The sequence below is a fragment of the Pseudaminobacter soli (ex Li et al. 2025) genome, assembly GCF_003012705.1.
Lineage (GTDB): Bacteria > Pseudomonadota > Alphaproteobacteria > Rhizobiales > Rhizobiaceae > Pseudaminobacter > Pseudaminobacter soli.
The window spans coordinates 1-18,969 of record NZ_PXYL01000030.1; the positions used below are offsets into that span (position 1 = coordinate 1).

An 18,969-nucleotide genomic window follows, 5' to 3' on the forward strand; every position below is an offset into this window, starting at 1 on the left:
ACGGGCGCGGAAAGCTCGATCTTCTTCAAGCCCGCCTGATCGGAGCGACATGAGAAGCTGCACCAAATCTGCGTCAGAGCCAATATTGCATGCCTATAGAGGGTCAATTTTGTGCGCCGGTTGACAGCGCTGAGGGATTCGGGCGCGTGGTCGGCCCGGGAACACCGGCCTCGGAGAGTTCTATCTCGTACCGCTCACGCCAAGCCGCTCTGAGACCCGAGAAGCCGTTGCCTGGTTCAAGGAGCAGGCCGCTTCAAACGCGCAGCCTTAGCATACCGGGCTGCGCTGGGCTTCTTCCGACCGACCGGCAGCATCCCGCCTTCCGAAGAAAAGCGGAATACATTCATTTAAGCACCGAAACGAGTACCTGCGCGCGCTGTAATCGCATCGCGAGATAGTAGACCGCCGCAGGAACCGCCAATCCGACGATCCAAGCGACATCGGCACCGATAAATTGGTGCATCGGTCCGGAGTAGAAGGAGAAGCCCATGAAAGGGACCTGAGCGATAATGGCAGCGCAATAGGCAAGGATTCCGGAAAGGTTGTAGCGACCGTAGATTCCGTTGACGTCATACAGGTCCTTCACGCTGTAGACGCCCTTTCGTACCAGGTAGAAGTCGGTGAGGTTGATCGCGCTCCACGGCACGAGGAAATAGAGTTGCCCAATCAGAATGTTCGAGAAGAAGACGAAGAAGTTCTCCTGGGTGGTCACGGCGATCCCGGTGGAAACTGTCGTCGCGGCCAAAACGACCAGGAATTTGGTGACGCCTGAAAGCGAAGCCTGCCCCCTGAATCCCGTAAAGATGGATGTCAGCGACATGTAGGTGCTGTACACATTCAGGACGTTGATCTGCAGCACACTCAACACCAGAACGACATATGCGATCGGCTTGAAATTTCCGAAGAGCGACGCAGTCGCCGCGCCGGCATCGTTGACAGCGTTGGGAACGACGGTGGCGAGAAGCGCGCCGAAGATCATGACCAGCGACCCGCCCAGAAAATTCCCGCCAAACGTAAAAAGGTAAGTCGATGCCGTAGGCGTGTTGGACGGAAGATATCGGGAATAGTCAGCGACATAGACACCGAAGCCCAGACTGACCGATACGGCTTGCGTGACCATCAAGAGAAAGACCGGCAGATTGAAGCCCCCCGAACTGAGCGCGTACTCCGGAAAGGGATATTGAAGGATGAGCAGGGCGCCTACGGCGAACAAGAGGCCGGAAGCAATCGTCATCACGAACGCAAGTCGATGGATCAGTTCGTATCCAAGGAAGCAGATGATTACCGTAACCGAGCCAATCATAACGATGGCAGCACTCGGAGAGAGGCCGGTTATCACGCCGAGAGGGCCACTTCCTATGATTTCAAAGGCCGCCGTCGTAACAGTATAGCTCACGCAAACGACCGCGAGCGGAACCATCGCGCCGAGCACCCCAAATTGCGCACGGCTTTGTATCATCTGCGGGATCCCCAAATGGGGACCCTGTGCCGAGTGGGCGGACGTAAACAGTTGCCCGATGAAGTTGCCCAGTACGATCGCGACACAGGTCCAGAAGAGGTTGAGCCCGAACGCCAGCCCCAAAGTGCCGACAACGGCGGATGGAAGCGTCAGGTTGTTGCTGAACCAAAGCGTGAAAAGCCGCCATGCGTTCCCGTACCGCTCCGCTTCGGGAATAAAGTCTATGCTTCTGCGTTCGATATCCATTGCTCGCTCCCCAGGAGCACTTCGTGCCAAGACCTGTACACGGAAGTGCTCTATTTCTTTGTTCCCACGCTTTTCGGGACGCAAAACCGACGCATATTTTTGTTGAAGTTGCCGTCGGATTTGTCCCTCACACCGACGGCGCGGGCGGCATACCCTCCCCCGTCGAACGGTCTGCGGAGGCTCCCCGAGACCGTACAGGCAATCAAGCCCCCCGGAAGGGGGGGTGTTCAAAATGGTCCGCTTGCACGATCAAGTAACGGCATTCCTTAGGAGCCGCAAACCGGTTAAGCGTGGACCCCGACAATCGGCGATCTAACTTCGGGTTTGTTTATATGGTCGAGCATTCCACATTGTTGGTGAAGACTGTCCGACGATATCTGAAGCTTGCGGGAAGCCGTTCAATTGTGGCTCTGGGAGAAAACTTCATATCAGCGCTGCACCCGGCGCTCGGTCCGGGTGCTGTAGCGATCTACCTTATGGCCGACAGCCAGCCAGAGCTTGTCTATTCGGACGAAACGCCAGAAGGCCTTCTGGCAGAGTACGATCATGGCGGCAGTGCGAGGGATCCCATGCTGGATCACGTCCTTGGAACCGGCGTGCCAATCGACAATATTGCGATGCAACAGGAACCAGACTGGTTGGCGGGAGGGAACGACGAGTTTCTCCGCAAGTGGGGCTTCGGCCATTGCATGGCGGGACCCGTCCTGCTGGATCGCCGGGCCGTCGCTGTAGTGTATGTCGCTCGAAAGAAGGCCGCGGGAGCATACACCAGAACGGAACTCGAGTTCCTTGAGGCGGCCTGCTTTTCCGCAAGCCTTGCTCTCGAGGTCATGAGCGAGACAGGGTACCTCGACGAGAAAGACCAGGAAAGAATCAGAGGTGCGAGGGCCAGAAAGGAGCCTACTAAGGTTCCAAGGGCGGTGGCTCTGCTGCCGCCGCGGGCTGCGCAAGTTGCAGAATTGCTCTGCAAGGGGCTGACCAATAAGGAGATCGCCCGCCAACTCAACATTTCCGCATACACGGTGAAGGATCACGTCAGCGCCCTTTGCCACCGCTTCGACGTCAGTAATAGAACCGAACTCGTGCACAAATTCATGTTGAACGAAGCCTACGGCAGTTAGGTACGCCTTTGCGCTGTACCCCCCATCCGGCGGGATTGAGTCGGATTTTGCCTAGTAAATAATGCCTCCATCACAAGCGATAGGAGGCAAGCCTGTGAAAGAACCGAGAATCGTCGGCATATCGGGCAATGCGCGCCGCCCTTCGAAAACCCGGGCATTGGTTTGCACCGTGGCGGAACGGATTGCCCAAAGGCACGGTTTTACGGTCGATCTTTTCGACCTCGTTGATCTCGGCCCTTCTGTCGAGACGACGCGGGAGGAAGCGTCGAAGGAAACCACACGCGTCCTTGAGGCGATAGAAGGAGCCGACGCCCTCATTGTCGGAACTCCTGTCTACAAAGGTGCATATGCCGGCCTGCTGAAACACCTTTTCGACCTGATCGATCCCCTGGCGTTAAAAGATCGACCAGTGCTGCTTACCGCCGTCGGTGGAGGCCAGCGCCACTCACTCATCATCGAACACCACCTGCGGCCGCTTTTCGGTTTCTTCGAGGCTTTGACGATCCCCACGGGGGTCTATGCCTCCGAGCAGGACGTTGCGGACGGCAAGGTGAGCGACACGGCGATCAATGCCCGGATCGATCATGCCGTGGACCAGCTTGGCGTAATCATTCGAACCGAAGCCTTCCGCGCCGCCTGAACGCCTCCACTCCCCTTCAACCGATCGGAATTCATCATGCCAATCTTGCCGAATACCGAATTTCTCGTTGCCCATTACATGCCCTATACCGAGCTGCCTCCTGAGGAATCCGGCAGGGAATCCCTCTGGGTCGATATCCCGAACAGCCTGTTCGATCCCAAGAAGGGTCATGATCTCTACGGCCGTTACTTCCATGAAGCGGTCCTCGCCGAAAAACTAGGGTTCGATGGCATCTGTATCAACGAACACCACGCCACCGCGTCCAGCATGATGCCTGTCCCGTCGCTGATCGCCGCGACGATTTTCGCCCAGACGACCAAGCTCAAGGTGTGCGTCATGGGCACGCCGCCGAACATGGATAGCCCGAACCGTCTGGCCGAAACCTACGCAATGCTAGACGTAATGTCCGGCGGACGGCTGGAGGTCGCAATTCCTCTTGGAACGCCGATGGAATACTGGGTCAACCCGGTTGCTCCCGCCACCGCCCGCAAGCGCCACCGCGAAGCGATCGACATCATCCTGAAAGCATGGTCATCGCGCGAGGCCACGTCGCATGACGGTGAGTTCTACCATTATAAGTACCTCAACGTTTGGCCACGCCCCTACCAGGATCCCCATCCTCCCATTTTCATTGTCGGGTCGGGCAGCCTCGAGACCGTGGACCTCGCCGTAGAATACGGCTTCGGCTATGCGTCCACGTTTTCTCCCATTCCAAAGCAACTCGCCGCACTGGACTATTTCCAGAAGAAGACAATCGAGTCCGGGCGGACGGTCCGTCCGAGCATGTTCCCGCTAACCGTCATGACATACGTCGCGGAAACCGACGAGCAGGCGCTTGCCGAATTCGAGCCTCACGCGAAGTATTACTTCGACTTCCTGCTAAGGCCGGGCGAATTCGCAAATCTGCCGGGCTATATCGGGCTCGACGAGCTCCGCCGGCGCGGAGGCCACGTCCTGCCCAGCTCTCACGGCCGGTTCGACTGGGACGATCTGCAAAACTTCTACCGCGTCGCAGTGGGGTCGGCGGAGACCGTCGCCGACAAGATCGAGAAATGGGCTGAGGAAGTCGGTTCCAATCGCATCATCTTCGAAGTCCACACAGGCGATATGCCCCACTGGAAGCTGGCGAAGAATATGACCCTCCTGGCCGAAGAAGTGGTGCCCGAGCTGAAGAGGCGCAGGGACACCAACCAGCCCCGCGCCGAAGCGGCCGAATGACGTCGGCAACCGATCAGAAACAGCGGATGAACCCATGAACATCGCACAAAAAATTACCAGACCTTCAATGGAAGGTTTCGAGCGCGTCGAGTACGACGTCGCGGGCACTAAGACGGTCGTATACAGCATCGGATCAGGGGATCCGGTTGTCTTCCTCCATGGCGGGGCGACGTTCCCCGGCTTTGAATTCGCTCGTGTCTGGGCCCGCGACCGCAAGGTGATTATCCCACATCACCCGGGATTCGGGGAGTCCGGCGACGACGATAGGATCAATTCGGTCCATGACTACGTGTTGCACTATCTGGACCTTTTCGACCAGTTGAAGCTCGACCGTTTCGATTTGGCGGGCCATTCCTTCGGTGCCTGGATTGCGGCCGAATTTGCGGTCGAGCATTCGCACCGGCTTCGCAGGCTGGTGTTGGCCGGGCCGACTGGCCTCGTAATCAATGAGCATCCGACCCCCGACTTCTTCAAGATCCGCGCCGCCGACTTGCCGGAATACCTTACGGCCGACCCCGAGGTCGCGCGCGGCCTCTTTCCGGATGGGCATGATGTCGATTTCCTGGTGCTCGGTTACCGGGAAACCACTTCGCTCAGCAAGGTCTGTTGGGACAAACCGCAAGGCAACCCGACACTCGGCCGGTGGCTCCACCGTATAGAGCTCCCGACCCTCCTCGTATGGGGCGAGCGTGACCGCCTCTGCCCCATCGAAGGAGCCTCGGCTTGGACGAGGGGCCTGCCGGACGCGAGGCTGGAAGTCGTTCCCGGCACCGGCCACCTCGTCTTTGAGGAGAGCCCGGCAGCAATCGATACGGCCCACCGCTTCCTTGCGGCTTGAGGCAGCAGCAGTTCCAAATCTGAATGGAGGAAAACATGATCGAGCCGAGCGTGGGAGTCACACATACGAAGGACGCGTTCAAGGGGCGGGTCTGGCATATTCTTGGGCAGACCTACACCCTCAAATATGTCTCCGACGACATGATGGCGTGGCATGCGGTGTTGCCGCCGGGAACATTCGTGCCGCCGCATGTGCATCTGACCCAGGACGAGTCCGTTGCGGTATTGTCGGGACGCCTCGATATCGTCCACGCCGGCGGCACCACGGCAGCCCAGGCGGGAGACTACGTCTATCTGCCGCGTAATCTCGAACACGGCATCTTCAACAACTCGGACGAGGACGCCCACGCGATATTCCATGTCTCGCCAACCAGAAAGATCTTCGACCTCTTCGAAAACATCCATCAGGTCGGTGACCCAGCGATTGTGGTGCAGAAGGCCGGAGAGCGAGAGATCAAGTTCTCACCGCCGCGTTGATCGAACCGATTACGGGGTACGGTACTGTCGCCCCCTGTCTCGCCTGGAAATGATAAATCCGAAAAAGGGGAATCCATGAGCCACGACCACGAGCACGGCTGCTCTATGGCTACGAAATGCCAGATGTACCGGCCAAAGCCGACAGGGTTGTTCGACTATGCCGATCAATCGGCCACGGAATGCATCAAGCCTGGGTTGAAAATCCGGAACTGGGTCGACAATATGATCCAGAATCCGTTCAACGTGCAACGGCTCACGGAGAGCTCTTACCTTCTCGGCGCAGCAGGTTACAACGCTGTTGTCCATATCGGAAAGAAGGGCGTCCTGCTGATCAGCCCGCAATCCGGCGATGCGACGACCCTCACGTTGGACGGCATCCGCAGCATAACCGACCTCCCCGTCACCGACGTCATATACACGCACTATCATCTCGATCACGTCGCCGGGATCCCCTCCGTCATCGAGCAGACACGCCAGCGCAGCAGCGCCGAGCTGCGCATCCACGGAACCGACCTCACCGCCCGGCGGATCGCGAAATTCGGCGGCAAGGTCCCCCTGCCGACGGACGTCATACGCGGTCACGACGCGGAATTCCTCTTCGAGGGCCTGCCCGTTCGCATCCGTACGCCCGAGGAGAACGGCCACTGCCCGGACAATGCCATCGTGATTTTGAAGAGCGAAGGGATCACCCAGTTCGACGACATGCTGGAGCCCGAGGCCCTTCCCTTCCCGCATTTCGGCCCAACAGAGGATCTCGTCGCCTACGAGGAGAACCTGCGGGAGCTGAAAACGTTCGACTGGAAGTTCATCAATTCAGGTCACGGAAATATCGGTTCAAGGGCGGACGTGGACTCCTATCTCGACTATCTCGAAACGCTCCGGAATCATACTGGCGCCGTCATGGAGCGCTTGTCGATGACCGATTTCATGGTGCCGACCTACTCCTACATGAGCGCTTGGCGAAACTACATTTTCGCGGTGAGCGCGCTCGTCAAGGAAGACCTCAGGCCCAAATACGGCCTTTACTACGGCTTCGAGGAAGTCGTGCCGACCCATGTGGAAATGGTCCTCAACAATCTCATACTCTATTAAGCCGCGAGCATGCAGCAATGACACTATCCGCAACGAGCACCGCCGACGACTTGAAAGGCAAACACGCGCTAGTCACCGGAGCGACACAGGGCCTCGGAAGAGCGATCGCGGAGATATTCGCGCGGGCCGGTGCTTCCGTGGCCGTTCACGGAAGAACGGCCTCTGATACCGAGGAAACCGTGTCGGCGATCAGGCACGCTGGCGGGCATGCGTGCGCTGTGGAAGCGGACTTCCTTAAGACCACCGAAATAGCGCCGATGGTGGAGTTAGCAGCAGCGCAACTGGGGGGCATCGATATCCTGGTCAATAATGCGGGCATCGGCGCCGTCGCCGAGGTTTCGGCAATGGACGAGGTCTTTTGGGATCGCATGATCGACATCGATCTCAAAGCTCCTTTCCTCGTCACCCAAAAGGCGCTCGAGTATATCGGCCGGGATGGCGGCGGCGGGCGCGTCATCTTCATCTCATCCACTGCGGCGAAGGCCGCGGAGGCAACGTTCGCGGCCTATTCCGCCGCCAAGGCGGGCATACTGGCGTTCGCGCGATGCCTTGCAGTCGAAGTGGGAAGCCGGGGAATAACAGTGAACAGCATATGCCCAGGCTGGATCGACACGCCACTGTCCCGTGACCCCATCCGCGAGTGGGCAGAGGAGAAAGGCGTCCCCTTCGACCGGCTATGGCAGGAGATGATGGCGGATACAAACTTGCTGAAGAAAGTTCTAGAACCCGATGACATAGCCGAGTGTGCGCTGTTCCTCTCAAGCGAGCGAGGTCGGCACATTACCGCGCAGTCCGTCAACGTCTGTGGTGGCCTCATCCACTATTGACCACAGCCAGCGCGCGCCGAGGCAGCGCGCATCACGCATTGCGTTGCCTCACCTCCTCCTGTTCAAGTCGCGACTTCATTTTTCAATTCAGATGTGTGCAAGCCGCAAAGGAGTTGGTTCCCCCAGCAAAACTTGAATGGTTGGCAAGCTTCGGCAAGTGATTTTGGGAGTTCAGCATTTCCAATGCTTTCAAGCCTTAACTGGCGAAGGGGGTGAGCGTCGAACTCGATCGTTCGCGATTTCAGTGCCGTCTTTCCCGTTGCCATTGCCACATCGCCTTTCATCAGAAGGCAGCCGGCTGGCAACTCATGGCGGAAGTCGCCTACGGCACCAGCAATGTCCGCTCTTGGAGGGCGGAAGAGGCTGTTATAATGACTGACTTGGGCGCGAAACGGTCATTCACGTCACAAGGGACGAACGTGCCGAAGGGTAGGCAACCAGGCTGAGGCGCTCGGTTCCATCCATCTTTCCGAAACGGTCGTTCACTGGAGCAGGACTGCTAGGCGTCAACTTGGGCCCCATCCGCAGAGCGTTCCCAGTGGTGATACAGCGCAATGATGAACGCCTTGCGGACCAGCTAGAGCATGGTGCCGTGCCGAGCTGAGGGACCTCAAACACTTAAGACAGTTGTCTTCGGCCGATGAGATTGGTGGTCATCTGCCGCCTCGACGCGGATGGCCACGTTTAGCGTCCAAAGGGCAGCATCCGAGGCTATTCAATGTCCGCTTGGGCACATCGTGACGGCATGCAGAGCGATTCAGCCATGCGCCAATGCGTGCAGCGGGTACCCGAAGCTGTCATAGCTTAGAATGATGCCGTTGCCTGGGGAATGGTGAGGAGGCGGCATGATGAAGGCGATTAGGCTGCCTCCATTTCCATCCTCTGCCGCGCGGTCAGGAAGGGGCCGGTCGGCTGTCGCGGCGGGGCGAAGCGGCCGAAGCCGACCGGACCGGGCATGTCGACATAGACCGCTTCCATCCCCCTGCGGCTGTAGCTTTCGTGCCAGAAACCCGCGCCGCCGCTGTCGCGCAGGAAATCCCGCCACCAGTGGGCGTGGGGTTCGCTACGGGTGAAAGCTTCGAGGCTTTCGAGATCGCGCCAATATTGGCGGATGCCCACATGGGTGAGCGAGAAGAGAAATTGTTCGTTCGCAAGAAGTCCTTCGGGCGGGTTTCGATCGATCTGTTTCAGGCCCTTGCCGATGCCCAGCATCGTGGCGAGACCGCGCAGTCGGCGGACACGAAAGCCCAGAAGGATCACCACCAGATCGGGATAGGCGCTGAGGTCGACGGAGCGGCGGGCGACAGAGGCTTGCATGAAACGAACCCTTGCTGTTTATGCTGTAAACATAGCGGCGACTGATTACAGCGTAAACAGATCATGAGCGATATCTCCATTTCTCTTCACGACAGGCTGGTCGATTGCGGGCTGACCCTGATCGAACGGGGCGGCGAGGTCAGCCTGCGGGCGGTGGCGCGCGCGGCGGGCGTGTCTGCCATGGCACCCTATCGTCATTTTTCGGACAAGGCGGCGCTGATGGCGGCGGTCGCCCGGCGCGGCTTTGCCATGCTGGAGGCAACGGCGGCGCGGGCCGATGTTACGCCGGACGCAGCCGAAGCGCTGGCGGCGCAGGGGGCGGCCTATATCGGCTTTGCGCGGGCCAATCCGGCGCTGTTCCGGCTGATGTTCGCCGATGGGGCCGGGCTTGGCTTGCCCCGCGAAGAGTGCGAGGGCGCCTACGCGCTGATGACACGGCGTGTGGCGCAATTGGCGCCGGCACGGGCGGAAACTGGGACACTTGCCTGCTGGGGGCTGGTGCATGGGTTGGCCACGCTCGCGCTGGACGGACGGATAGCACCCAATCCAGCGGCCGAGCAGGAGGTCTTGCGTTTGATCGCGGAGGCTTTGGCGCGCCCGGTCGGCTAGGTTGGAATCGGAAGGTCGAGTCTCTCGTTCGATTGTCGCTACCTCTCGAAGCCAATTCATACAGCGCAGCCGACCTAACGCGGCGTTCGGACGACTGCGTGTGCGGAGTTCAATGGCAACCTGTCGGGGAAGCTCGGCGGGAGCGTCGCCTTAACGGTTGGTGCTGATCGGATTGGTATTCCGGGGGCATGAATGCCAAACATTCGACCTAATCCATTGTGCCCCATTACAAGCGCTACCGCTTTCCGGCCGAGATCATCGCGTACGCGGTGTGGCTGCACTTTCGGTTTCCGCTGAGCCTGCGTTACGTAGAGTCCGAGCGTGGCATCGAGGTCTGGTTTCAGACTGTCTCGGAATGGGCCTCCAAATTCGGCCGCGAATTTGCCTGCCACATTCCCTCTCGATCCAAGGGCGGCTTTCCGGAACGGCTTGGTCGCGCCAAATTGCGGTTGTCGCCGAGCCACTAGTATTTGCGCCGGCTGGTCAGACCCGACGATGTCAGGGACGGCCAGCCGAGCGTGCACGAGGGAGCTGAAAATCCATCGACTAGATATGGCATCCGGTGGCGACGCCTATCATGCACAGGCTGCGCAGGATTATCTGCAAGCCAAGGGCAATCTGCGTAACACCGAGAACGACAGCGAACACTTGAAGGGCCGTTCCGACCCATCTCAATATTGACTCGGCGAACAGCATTGCCACCCAATCAAGCAGCAAGATTAGGCCGACAATTGCACCTACCGTAAATTGTGATTGATACTGCCCCCCTGCCAAGGTCGCAAACACGATCACCGCGGCTACCCCATAGGGTGTGACTATTATCGGAAACGCCAGTGGAGTGAGGGCATGTACCAATTCTACCGGCTGCTCGGCCTCCTTCGGGCGCTCGACAGAGCCCGACGACTGTTGCAGCACGGTCCCTAGGGCGACGAGAAACAGGACGATGCCTCCTGTCATTGCGAGCACAGGCACTGAGATTTCAAAGCTCTCCAGCATGCTGCGGCCCAGCAGGACGGCAATTGTCAGCGCCGCCGCCGAAAACAGAATAGCCCTTGTCGCCAGCCGCCGACGAAATGCGGAATCGGCTCTCCGCGACATGTTCACGAAGGGCACCAGGATCTTGATTGGTCCAAGCATCAGGAACAGTATGAAGAAGATTTTGCGTGCTCCGAACTCCGGCTGCGGCATCGAGATCCCGAGAGCCAGTTCCTGCGCGAAGGCGGTGATAGGGAACATGATGGCAAGGATACATACAAAGAACAGTACATTGACCTTCCTTTGCGCCCGGCGCGGTTGATGGGGCGCGCAACGCACCGTCATTGAACGATAGCTCTGAACCCCTCCCAGCATTCGGTTCACCCACGCAAACAAGCCTCATGCGCCGCGAAATCGATCTTCCATAGAAGATCGCCGCGGTCACCTTGTTCCACCGCTTCGGCTCGACGGAACCTGGAACGGGCGAGAGCAGTACCCTTCCTCTGATGGGTGGCCCGGCATACCTTCATGAAGGCAAGAAGGCCCCCGCGATAGTTTGTGGTGCGACGTGACATCATCGGTTGCGGCCGAATTCTTGTCTGAATGTGTTGATTTCCCCCATAACTGATCTGGGTTGGAGAGCACCCTCTAGGGCGACCACGACCTCCGGCATGGTCACCCGCGATGTGTGCTTCCGGGCGGAGCAAAAGATCACCTCAATGGCCGAGGTGGACGCGAAGCTGACCGGCAGGTCGATCTTGGCCAAGCGCGCGCCGCAATGATCGTCGGCTGGCTTATGTTTGGCTTGACCTTCGTCGGAGTCGGTCTGATCCCGTCGCTAATTTGTGCTAGACAGCAGTAGGCGTGGGGATGAGTATGGGTGCGAGGTCAGGGCTTCAAAAGTTCCCTGCCCCGCGGCCTGGAGTATTCAATGCTCACTGTGGCCTCCGCCAGACGCGCACAGGACCGTTTCCCTGGCCTGGTTGCAAGGATCGTTCCCGCATCGCTGCAGGCAGCTCGACTGTCTGTCGCAGTTTTGCTCGCACTTTACGTAGCATTTCACCTCGAGCTCGAGACACCGTATTGGGCCGGGACGTCTGCTGCCATCGTTTGTCAGCCGATCCTCGGCTCGACGCTGCGCAAAGGTTTGTTCCGCATGATCGGCACGGCGGTAGGCGCGATAGTGGCTGTAGCCTTGACGGCAGTTTTGCCCCAGGAACGGAGCGGGTTTTTGTTTGCCATGTTGCTGTGGGTGTCGGCCTGCTCGTTCCTGTCGACGCTGCTGCGGAACTATGCCGCCTATGCCGCAATGTTGGCTGGCTATACGCTGGTCATCATCGCCGGGACATCAATCGCCGCACCCGGCCAAGTGCTCGAAATCGCTCTAAATCGGGCGTCCGAGATCAGCATCGGCATCGCGTCCGGAACTCTGATCGTTGCTCTGACGAATCCAGGCAATGCGCCCCGGCGTCTGGCCGCCATGTTCTCCCAACTGATTGGGGAAACGGCCGGCCATCTTGTCGAGGTGCTCGCTGTGGCCGGTTCCTGGCGCGGCGACGGAGTGAAGATTAGACGCGAGCTGATCCGACGGACGGCGGCGCTCGACCCAATCATCGACCAGGCCATTGGGGAGGCGCCGGAGCTGCTGCAGCGAAGATCTATTTTGCGTGCAGCGCTGAACGGCTTGTTCGAGGCGCTGTCGGGAGTACGGATCGTAGAAACGCACCTGCGCAGCCTGCCCAAAGCCGAGGCACGTCGGTGCGCGCGCGTCGTTCTGGATCAATTGCCGCCCGATTGGCAAACCGGAGCGCTAGGGGAAACGATCAGGCCCGATACGAGCCACCACGCCGATCGCAGCGCCTTAGTCGTTCGCAATCTTCTCCGCCTGGGGGCGGGCGACCGTTCGGTGTACCTGACCGCACGCGGCGCCGCCGACGCAGCGTCCGGCCTCGCGACCGCGGGCAACGGTCTGACGCTTCTGATCGATCCCGCTCGGGCGCAGGACCGGCCGCCCCCTGGCTTCTTCGTCGCCGACTACCTTCCAGCCCTGATCAATTCGTTTCGCGTCTTCCTGGGCGTCGGGACCGCGGTTCTCTTCTGGGTCATCACCGAGTGGCCCAACGGGCTTCAGGCGATAACTTTTGCGGCGATAACGATCATGGTCTTTTCGCCGATGCAAGAACAGTCCAGCAGGGCTGCGTTGGGCCAGGGGATCGGCATGCTGATCGCTGCCGTCGTCGTCGCCATCATTAAGTTCTCGGTGCTGCCCGGCCTGGAAACATTCCTTGGTCTCTCTGCTGCCATCGCGCTTGGCCTCGCGCCTCTCGGTGCCCTGTCGACCGTACCGGCCCTGGCGCCCTTTTTCACGTCGGCCACGGTGAACTTCATCCCGTTGCTCGCGCCAACAAACCAGCCCTCTTACGATACGCTCGCCTATCTCAACAACACGCTTGGATTGCTGGGTGGCTGCGGTTTCGGCGTACTGGCGCTGGTGCTCATACCGCCCGTTTCCTCGCGCCTCCGATCGCAGCGGCTCTGTGATTTGACCATCCGCGACCTGCGGCGCCTTGCGATGGGCCACCGCGATTGGACGCTCAGCCAATGGCAGCGTCGCGTCTACACGCGATTGACTGCCATGCCGGGTGATGCCGAGCCGGTCTTGCGCTCCTATCTCGTCTCAACGCTTTCAGTGGGATTGCAGCTCATACGACTGCAACGACTGTCGCGGCATGGCCGCATCGGTGTCGAGTTGTCGGACGTGCAGATGTCCGTTGCCAGGGGTGATCTGGCGAAACTTCGCGTCGACATCAAAAGGGTCGACGAGGAGCTGGAAGCCATTCCCGATACGCAGCCCGGTGCTCCCGGACGGATGCGGGTTCGAGCGGCGCTGCTTGCGATTATCGAGGCCGTCGATCGTCAGCGGGACTATTATGAGGGTCGGTCGTCGTGAGCTTCGTGGAAATCGACGTGTTCGGCGTTCTGATATCACCGCTCGTGCCACTAATGGCGCTCGCTGCCGCCATTACGGTCGCGTTGCGGGTGGTTATGACGGAACTCGGACTGATGCGCCACATCTGGCATCCCGCCCTTTTTGAAATCTCGATGTTCCTCATCCTGCTGACGGCCGCGGTGCTGATCTTGGCCAGTCTCAAGATGTACGCTTGAGGCGCAAAGCATGTTGAAAAACACCTCAACTCCTCCAGACCGGCCTGCTGAGCCGCAACTGCGCCCCGAAGCGATGGCGGCCGCTTCCGACGACCGCCGGTCGTTGCGGCGTCGGCTCCGGTTGCTGCCTATACTAGCAACCCTGGCTGTAGCAGGAGTGGCAGCGGCAGCCGTTTGGCTTCTGTGGCAGAACTACATGGAAAGCCCATGGACACGGGACGGAACCGTCAGAGCTTATGTGGTCACGCTGGCGCCGGAGGTGTCGGGTCGCATCACCGAGCTTGCCGTGAAGGATAATCAATTGGTCCGGAAGGGTGACCTGCTGATGAAGATCGATCCGAGCGACTATCAGTTGGCGGTCGAACTCGGCAAGGCGGCAGTTGATCAGGCGCAGGCCGATTTTGAGAACAAGAAAGCGGAGGCCGCGCGCCGGCTCAAATTGAGCAGCCTGGCGACGACGACCGAAGAAAAGCAGACATACGTGGCCAGCGCCAATATGGCGGCGGCAACCATCGAACAGGTACGCGCCAACCTTGACCGGGCAAAACTCAATCTGGCGCGAACCGAAATTCGTTCGCCGGTGAACGGATGGGTTACCAATCTGCTGGTCCGTCAGGGCGATTACGCCACCACGGGCCAGACAGCGCTCTCGCTCGTCGACGCGGATTCTTTCTGGGTGGACGGTTATTTCGAGGAAACGGCGATTCCGCTCATCCAGGACGGCGATCCGGCCAAGATCTGGCTGCTCGGCTACAAGCAGATGTTGCAGGGCCACGTCGACAGCATCGCACACGGCATCGTTGTGTCGAATGTTACGCCGGGGAAGAGCGGGCTTGCCACGGTCAACCCGGTCTTCACCTGGGTGCGCTTGGCCCAGCGGGTACCCGTGCGCGTGCACATCGATGACATTCCGCCTTCCGTGCGCCTCGTCATCGGCATGACCGCGACCATCGAGGTTGAGCCGAAGGCGAGTGAGCCCACCGCCACCAATCCAATACCGCACACACGCCCTCCTTCCAACGCCATAGAAGGTAAGCGGCAGAATCCAAACGGCGCCGGTGCGAGAAAGGCTCGCCCATGACGATCAAAAAAAGCGTATTCTCACAGATCTTCCCGTCTTTGATGATCGCAACGAGATTACGGGCGTATTCCTGCAAACGTTGATGTCCTTTATCGGGTCTCCTTCAACTAGCGACGTCAGCCTTTATTTTGGGATTGTTTGTGGCGCAACTCGTGATGCAGTCGACAGCATTTGAGACCTGCCGTGCCATGGCGGCTCTGGAGGTGCTCGACATCGCCCTTTTGGCCGAGGCGTCCCTCGGCCAATGTCGCAACCTCGTCCCTTTGGTGACCTTCGCCTTTCGCATTACGAATGGCAGTTCCTGGCGCAACCGCGACCTCCAGCGCGGTCGCCGGTAATGTCCGCTTTGAGGCTGTGAACAAGCTAACTGGCCGAGATGGGCGCAAAGCCGTCACACAAACTCCGCCTGCAAAAATCTGCTTCGGTCCACTTGTCGTCGGCGATCTCCCGCACGGCGCCAGAAGCAGGCATTCATTGCTGCGACAAGGACGGTCTCTGATGTCTTCTTATTCGAACTATTCGGACGTCCTGGCTATTGGCGTCCCGATGGGGCGTCCTTACGCATGAACCCCGCCGAAGGTGTGGTCCCACCATATCAGCGTTCTGCTTGACCCTGGTTCTGCATGAGAGCACACTCTCAACCCCTTGGATCCATGGCACACCGCATCATTGTTCGGCCTTCCGAACGCGGTTGCTCGCCTCATGGCGAACGATACCTTTTGCCGCTGTTTCGCGGGCTGGCACTGGCCAGCGAGGTGCCTAGCGCCTCACGGGAGGAACGCATGGAACGATGCAAAAGAATGGTCGATCTAGGCCGTCGCCGTTTCTTGCAGGGAAGCGCACTCGCGGCCGCCGGAGCGGCGGCCGCCGCCAGCTTCCCGCGAGAGGCGAAGGCCCAAGCGCAATTGGCCAGGGTGGAGTATCCATCGAACCGCCTCGCCAATGTCGCCGACCTTAAAGTCAATGAGCCGCTCGAAGTCGCCTATCCCGACAAGAGCGCGCCCGGAGTGCTGCTCAAGCTCGGCCACCAGGTCGAAGGCGGGGCAGGCCCGGACGGCGATATCGTCGGCTTCACTACGGTCTGCCCGCACCAGGGCTTCCCCCTTGCTTATCGTGCCGACGATCGGACGCTGAACTGCCCCGGCCACTACTCACGGTTCGACTGCGAGGCCGGAGGACTTCAGATCTGGGGCCAGGCGACCCAGAACCTGCCGCAGTACATTCTGCGCATTGACGACAAGGGCGACGTGTTCGCCGAGGGTCTCGACGAACTCCTCTACGGCCGCCTGTCCAACGTCCTCTGAAGGGAGGATATGTCATGGCTTACAAGCGCCAGATCGATCGCCTGCCGATCATCCCGGCAGATGCGAAGGTCCACAACGTGGTCTGCCACTACTGCATCGTCGGCTGCGGCTATCACGCCTATAGCTGGGACGTGAACCGCCAGGGCGGACCCGCGCCCGACCAGAATGTTTTCGGGGTCGACCTGTCCCAGCAGCAGCCTGCCGAAACGGATGCCTGGTACTCGCCTTCGATGTACAACATAGTCAAGCAAGACGGTCGGGACGTCCACATGGTCATCAAGCCAGACAAGGACTGCTCTGTGAACTCCGGCCTGGGCTCGATCCGCGGCGCGCGCATCGCCGAGATGAGCTACAGCCGCGCTCGGAACACCCAGTTGCAGCGCCTGACCGATCCATTGGTCTGGCGGTATGGTCAGTTGCAGCCGACGTCCTGGGATGATGCGCTCGACCTCGTGGCCCGCGTCACCGCGCGGGTCGTCGCCGACAAGGGCGAGGATGCTCTCTTCGTCTCCGCTTTCGACCATGGCGGCGCTGGCGGAGGCTACGAGAACACCTGGGGCACCGGGAAGCTCTATTTCGGGGCTATGAAGATCAAGAACATCCGCATCCACAACCGCCCCGCCTACAATTCCGAGGTTCACGGCACTCGCGATATGGGCGTGGGCGAACTCAACAACTGCTACGAGGATGCGGAGCTCGCCGACACCATCGTGGCCGTCGGCACGAACGCGCTCGAGACCCAGACCAACTACTTCCTGAACCACTGGGTCCCGAATCTGCGCGGCACGTCACTGGACAAGAAGCGCCAGCAGCTTGCGGGCGAGCCGCACGGTCCTGCCCTGGTCATCATCGTCGACCCGCGCCGGACCCCGACGGTCGCGGTCTGCGAGGCGGAGGCCGGACCGAAGAACGTCCTGCACCTGCAGATCAACTCCGGAACCGACCTGGCACTGTTCAACGCGCTGTTCACCGAGATCGCCGCCAAGGGCTGGATCGACCAGGCATTTATCGATGCCAGCACGGCGACCGAGCCCGGGACCGGCAACGCCTCTGACCCTGCACACCCGGCCATCCTCACGAACTTTGCCGCTGCGCGCGACGGCAACCGAATATCGGTTGAGGAAGCCGCCAAGATCACCGGCCTTGCGCCGGACGACATCCGCAAGGCGGCAAGCTGGATCGCCGAACCCAAGGAAGGCGGTGCCCGCCGCCGCACCATGTTCTCCTACGAAAAGGGCCTGATCTGGGGCAATGACAACTATCGCACCAATGGGGCGCTGGTGAACATTGCGCTCGCCACAGGCAACGTCGGACGCCCCGGAGGCGGCGTGGTGCGCATGGGCGGCCATCAGGAGGGGTATTCGCGGCCGTCGGCCGATTTTGTCGGCCGTCCGGCCCCCTATGTTGACAAGCTGTTGATCAGCGGTCAGGGCGGCGTGCATCACATCTGGGGCTGCGACCACTACAAGACGACGCTGAACGCCGACGCGTTCAAGGCCGCCTACAAGATTCGCACCGACAAGGTGAAGGACGCCATGACCAGGGTGGCCTATGGCGACCGGGCGGCGATGGTGGATGCCATCGTGGCGGCGATCAATGACGGCGGCCTGTTTGCCGTCGACGTCGACATCGTGCCGACGAAGATCGGCCAGGCCTGCCACGTGATCCTGCCCGCCGCCACCAGCGGCGAAATGAACCTCACGTCCATGAACGGCGAGCGGCGCATGCGGCTCACCGAGCGCTACATGGACCCGCCCGGCCAGGCCATGCCGGACTGCCTGATCGCCGCCCGCATCGCCAATCACATGCAGCGTATCTTCAACGAGTTGGGAAAGCCGGAAGTGGCCGCCAAGTTCGACGGCTTCGACTGGCAGACCGAGGAAGACGCCTTCATGGACGGCTACCACCAGCACGAAAAGGGCGGAGAGCACGTGACCTATGAGCGCCTGAGGGCGATGGGCACCAATGGCTTCCAAGAGCCCGCCGTCGGATTGAAGGAGGGCAAGATCGTCGGGACCCAGAGGCTCTATGCCGACGGAAAGTTCAGTACGCCAGATGGCAGGGCCCGATTCATGCACGCCGAGTGGCGGGGGCTCCAGGCCCCGGGCAAGCAGGAGCAGAAGGACAAGTACGCCTTCCTGATCAACAACGGCCGCACCAATCACGTCTGGCAGTCGCTCTATCTGGACGTCCAGAACGAGTTGGTTATGGACCGCTGGCCCTATCCGTTCATCGAGATGCATCCAGACGACATGGCGAAGATCGGCGTTGGACAGGGGGACCTGGTCGAAGTCTACAATGACTCGGGATCCACGCAGGCGATGGTCTATCCGACACCGACGGCGCGACCAGGCGAGACCTTCATGCAGTTCGCCCACCCCATGGGCGTGCAGGGTAACGTCGTCGACGCCGGGACGAGCGAACTGGTGATTCCGAACTACAAGCAGACCTGGGCCAACATACGCAAGCTTGCGGACGCGCCCGGGGGTGTGCAGCACCTGACGTTCAAGTCACAGCAATACAAGGCGGGTTGACACTCGCGCCGCCACGGCACGTGACCGTGGCGGCATTGTTTTCGTTGCACGGTGACCCGCGCGTGGT

General features: G+C 60.2%; 16 protein-coding genes and 1 pseudogene. 14 read left to right on the plus strand and 3 right to left on the minus strand.

The features are described 5' to 3' along the window. Positions 1-343 precede the first annotated feature (343 nt). Entirely contained in the window at positions 344-1,705 is a 1,362-nt protein-coding gene (locus tag C7I85_RS28125) for a purine-cytosine permease family protein (protein ID WP_106727313.1), read from the minus strand. Positions 1,706-2,037: 332 nt separating this feature from the next. On the opposite strand from C7I85_RS28125, the gene C7I85_RS28130 reads away from it, so the two are divergent. The 7 genes from C7I85_RS28130 to C7I85_RS28160 all read left to right on the plus strand — a co-directional run bounded on the left by C7I85_RS28130 (position 2,038) and on the right by C7I85_RS28160 (position 7,917). Then, positions 2,038-2,826 carry a LuxR C-terminal-related transcriptional regulator gene (locus C7I85_RS28130; protein ID WP_106727314.1) on the plus strand — a complete coding sequence of 263 codons (789 nt, stop codon included), beginning with the start codon at positions 2,038-2,040 and terminating at the stop codon, positions 2,824-2,826. Between the two features lie 94 nt (positions 2,827-2,920). Further along, complete coding sequence (gene msuE, locus C7I85_RS28135; protein ID WP_106727315.1) at positions 2,921-3,466, plus strand: FMN reductase; 546 nt, start codon at positions 2,921-2,923, stop codon at positions 3,464-3,466. A 36-nt stretch (positions 3,467-3,502) separates the two neighbouring features. Next, complete coding sequence (locus tag C7I85_RS28140) at positions 3,503-4,684, plus strand: LLM class flavin-dependent oxidoreductase (protein ID WP_106727316.1); 1,182 nt, start codon at positions 3,503-3,505, stop codon at positions 4,682-4,684. A 34-nt stretch (positions 4,685-4,718) separates the two neighbouring features. Then, the gene (locus C7I85_RS28145; RefSeq protein ID WP_106727317.1) at positions 4,719-5,522 is read left to right on the plus strand and encodes an alpha/beta fold hydrolase; all 804 of its coding nucleotides are present in this window, start codon (positions 4,719-4,721) and stop codon (positions 5,520-5,522) included. Between the two features lie 35 nt (positions 5,523-5,557). Further along, complete coding sequence (locus C7I85_RS28150; RefSeq protein WP_106727346.1) at positions 5,558-5,998, plus strand: cupin domain-containing protein; 441 nt, start codon at positions 5,558-5,560, stop codon at positions 5,996-5,998. 75 nt (positions 5,999-6,073) lie between these two features. Next, the gene (locus C7I85_RS28155; protein WP_106727318.1) at positions 6,074-7,090 is read left to right on the plus strand and encodes an MBL fold metallo-hydrolase; all 1,017 of its coding nucleotides are present in this window, start codon (positions 6,074-6,076) and stop codon (positions 7,088-7,090) included. Between the two features lie 17 nt (positions 7,091-7,107). Further along, positions 7,108-7,917 carry an SDR family NAD(P)-dependent oxidoreductase gene (locus tag C7I85_RS28160; protein WP_106727319.1) on the plus strand — a complete coding sequence of 270 codons (810 nt, stop codon included), beginning with the start codon at positions 7,108-7,110 and terminating at the stop codon, positions 7,915-7,917. Between the two features lie 858 nt (positions 7,918-8,775). Here the strand turns inward: C7I85_RS28160 and C7I85_RS28165 are convergent. Then, entirely contained in the window at positions 8,776-9,234 is a 459-nt protein-coding gene (locus C7I85_RS28165) for a monooxygenase family protein (RefSeq protein ID WP_106727320.1), read from the minus strand. Between the two features lie 63 nt (positions 9,235-9,297). On the opposite strand from C7I85_RS28165, the gene C7I85_RS28170 reads away from it, so the two are divergent. Continuing rightward, a complete protein-coding gene (locus tag C7I85_RS28170) occupies positions 9,298-9,843 on the plus strand; it encodes a TetR/AcrR family transcriptional regulator (RefSeq protein ID WP_106727321.1) in 546 nt (181 codons plus the stop codon). A 215-nt stretch (positions 9,844-10,058) separates the two neighbouring features. Then, positions 10,059-10,271, plus strand: a pseudogene (locus C7I85_RS31890) (IS6 family transposase); the annotation flags it as partial. A 118-nt stretch (positions 10,272-10,389) separates the two neighbouring features. Here C7I85_RS31890 and C7I85_RS28180 read toward each other — a convergent pair. Then, entirely contained in the window at positions 10,390-11,193 is an 804-nt protein-coding gene (locus tag C7I85_RS28180) for a MarC family protein (protein WP_245445144.1), read from the minus strand. Between the two features lie 556 nt (positions 11,194-11,749). Between C7I85_RS28180 and C7I85_RS28185 the strand changes: the two genes are divergently transcribed. The 5 genes from C7I85_RS28185 to C7I85_RS28205 all read left to right on the plus strand — a co-directional run bounded on the left by C7I85_RS28185 (position 11,750) and on the right by C7I85_RS28205 (position 18,902). Then, positions 11,750-13,768 (plus strand): FUSC family protein, encoded by a 2,019-nt coding sequence (locus C7I85_RS28185; protein WP_106727322.1) that lies wholly within the window; start codon positions 11,750-11,752, stop codon positions 13,766-13,768. Next, positions 13,765-13,983, plus strand: a complete 219-nt coding sequence (locus C7I85_RS28190; protein ID WP_106727323.1) for a DUF1656 domain-containing protein — start codon at positions 13,765-13,767, stop codon at positions 13,981-13,983. The genes C7I85_RS28185 and C7I85_RS28190 overlap by 4 nt, the downstream gene beginning before the upstream one ends. 10 nt (positions 13,984-13,993) lie before the next feature. Further along, a complete protein-coding gene (locus tag C7I85_RS28195; protein WP_106727324.1) occupies positions 13,994-15,064 on the plus strand; it encodes an efflux RND transporter periplasmic adaptor subunit in 1,071 nt (356 codons plus the stop codon). A 782-nt stretch (positions 15,065-15,846) separates the two neighbouring features. Continuing rightward, on the plus strand, positions 15,847-16,368 hold the full coding sequence (locus C7I85_RS28200; RefSeq protein WP_106727325.1) for an arsenate reductase (azurin) small subunit: 522 nt from the start codon (positions 15,847-15,849) through the stop codon (positions 16,366-16,368). Positions 16,369-16,382: 14 nt separating this feature from the next. Then, positions 16,383-18,902, plus strand: a complete 2,520-nt coding sequence (locus C7I85_RS28205; RefSeq protein WP_106727326.1) for an arsenate reductase (azurin) large subunit — start codon at positions 16,383-16,385, stop codon at positions 18,900-18,902. Positions 18,903-18,969 lie beyond the last annotated feature (67 nt).

Bases quoted from the DNA above. Each gene is read 5' to 3' on its own strand.
- C7I85_RS28125 (WP_106727313.1), bottom strand. From the start codon at position 1,705: ATGGATATCGAACGCAGAAGCATAGACTTTATTCCCGAAGCGGAGCGG.
- C7I85_RS28130 (WP_106727314.1), top strand. From the start codon at position 2,038: ATGGTCGAGCATTCCACATTGTTGGTGAAGACTGTCCGACGATATCTG.
- C7I85_RS28140 (WP_106727316.1), top strand. From the start codon at position 3,503: ATGCCAATCTTGCCGAATACCGAATTTCTCGTTGCCCATTACATGCCC.
- C7I85_RS28145 (WP_106727317.1), top strand. From the start codon at position 4,719: ATGAACATCGCACAAAAAATTACCAGACCTTCAATGGAAGGTTTCGAG.
- C7I85_RS28150 (WP_106727346.1), top strand. From the start codon at position 5,558: ATGATCGAGCCGAGCGTGGGAGTCACACATACGAAGGACGCGTTCAAG.
- C7I85_RS28155 (WP_106727318.1), top strand. From the start codon at position 6,074: ATGAGCCACGACCACGAGCACGGCTGCTCTATGGCTACGAAATGCCAG.
- C7I85_RS28160 (WP_106727319.1), top strand. From the start codon at position 7,108: ATGACACTATCCGCAACGAGCACCGCCGACGACTTGAAAGGCAAACAC.
- C7I85_RS28165 (WP_106727320.1), bottom strand. From the start codon at position 9,234: ATGCAAGCCTCTGTCGCCCGCCGCTCCGTCGACCTCAGCGCCTATCCC.
- C7I85_RS28170 (WP_106727321.1), top strand. From the start codon at position 9,298: ATGAGCGATATCTCCATTTCTCTTCACGACAGGCTGGTCGATTGCGGG.
- C7I85_RS28180 (WP_245445144.1), bottom strand. From the start codon at position 11,193: ATGCTGGGAGGGGTTCAGAGCTATCGTTCAATGACGGTGCGTTGCGCG.
- C7I85_RS28185 (WP_106727322.1), top strand. From the start codon at position 11,750: ATGCTCACTGTGGCCTCCGCCAGACGCGCACAGGACCGTTTCCCTGGC.
- C7I85_RS28195 (WP_106727324.1), top strand. From the start codon at position 13,994: ATGTTGAAAAACACCTCAACTCCTCCAGACCGGCCTGCTGAGCCGCAA.
- C7I85_RS28200 (WP_106727325.1), top strand. From the start codon at position 15,847: ATGGAACGATGCAAAAGAATGGTCGATCTAGGCCGTCGCCGTTTCTTG.
- C7I85_RS28205 (WP_106727326.1), top strand. From the start codon at position 16,383: ATGGCTTACAAGCGCCAGATCGATCGCCTGCCGATCATCCCGGCAGAT.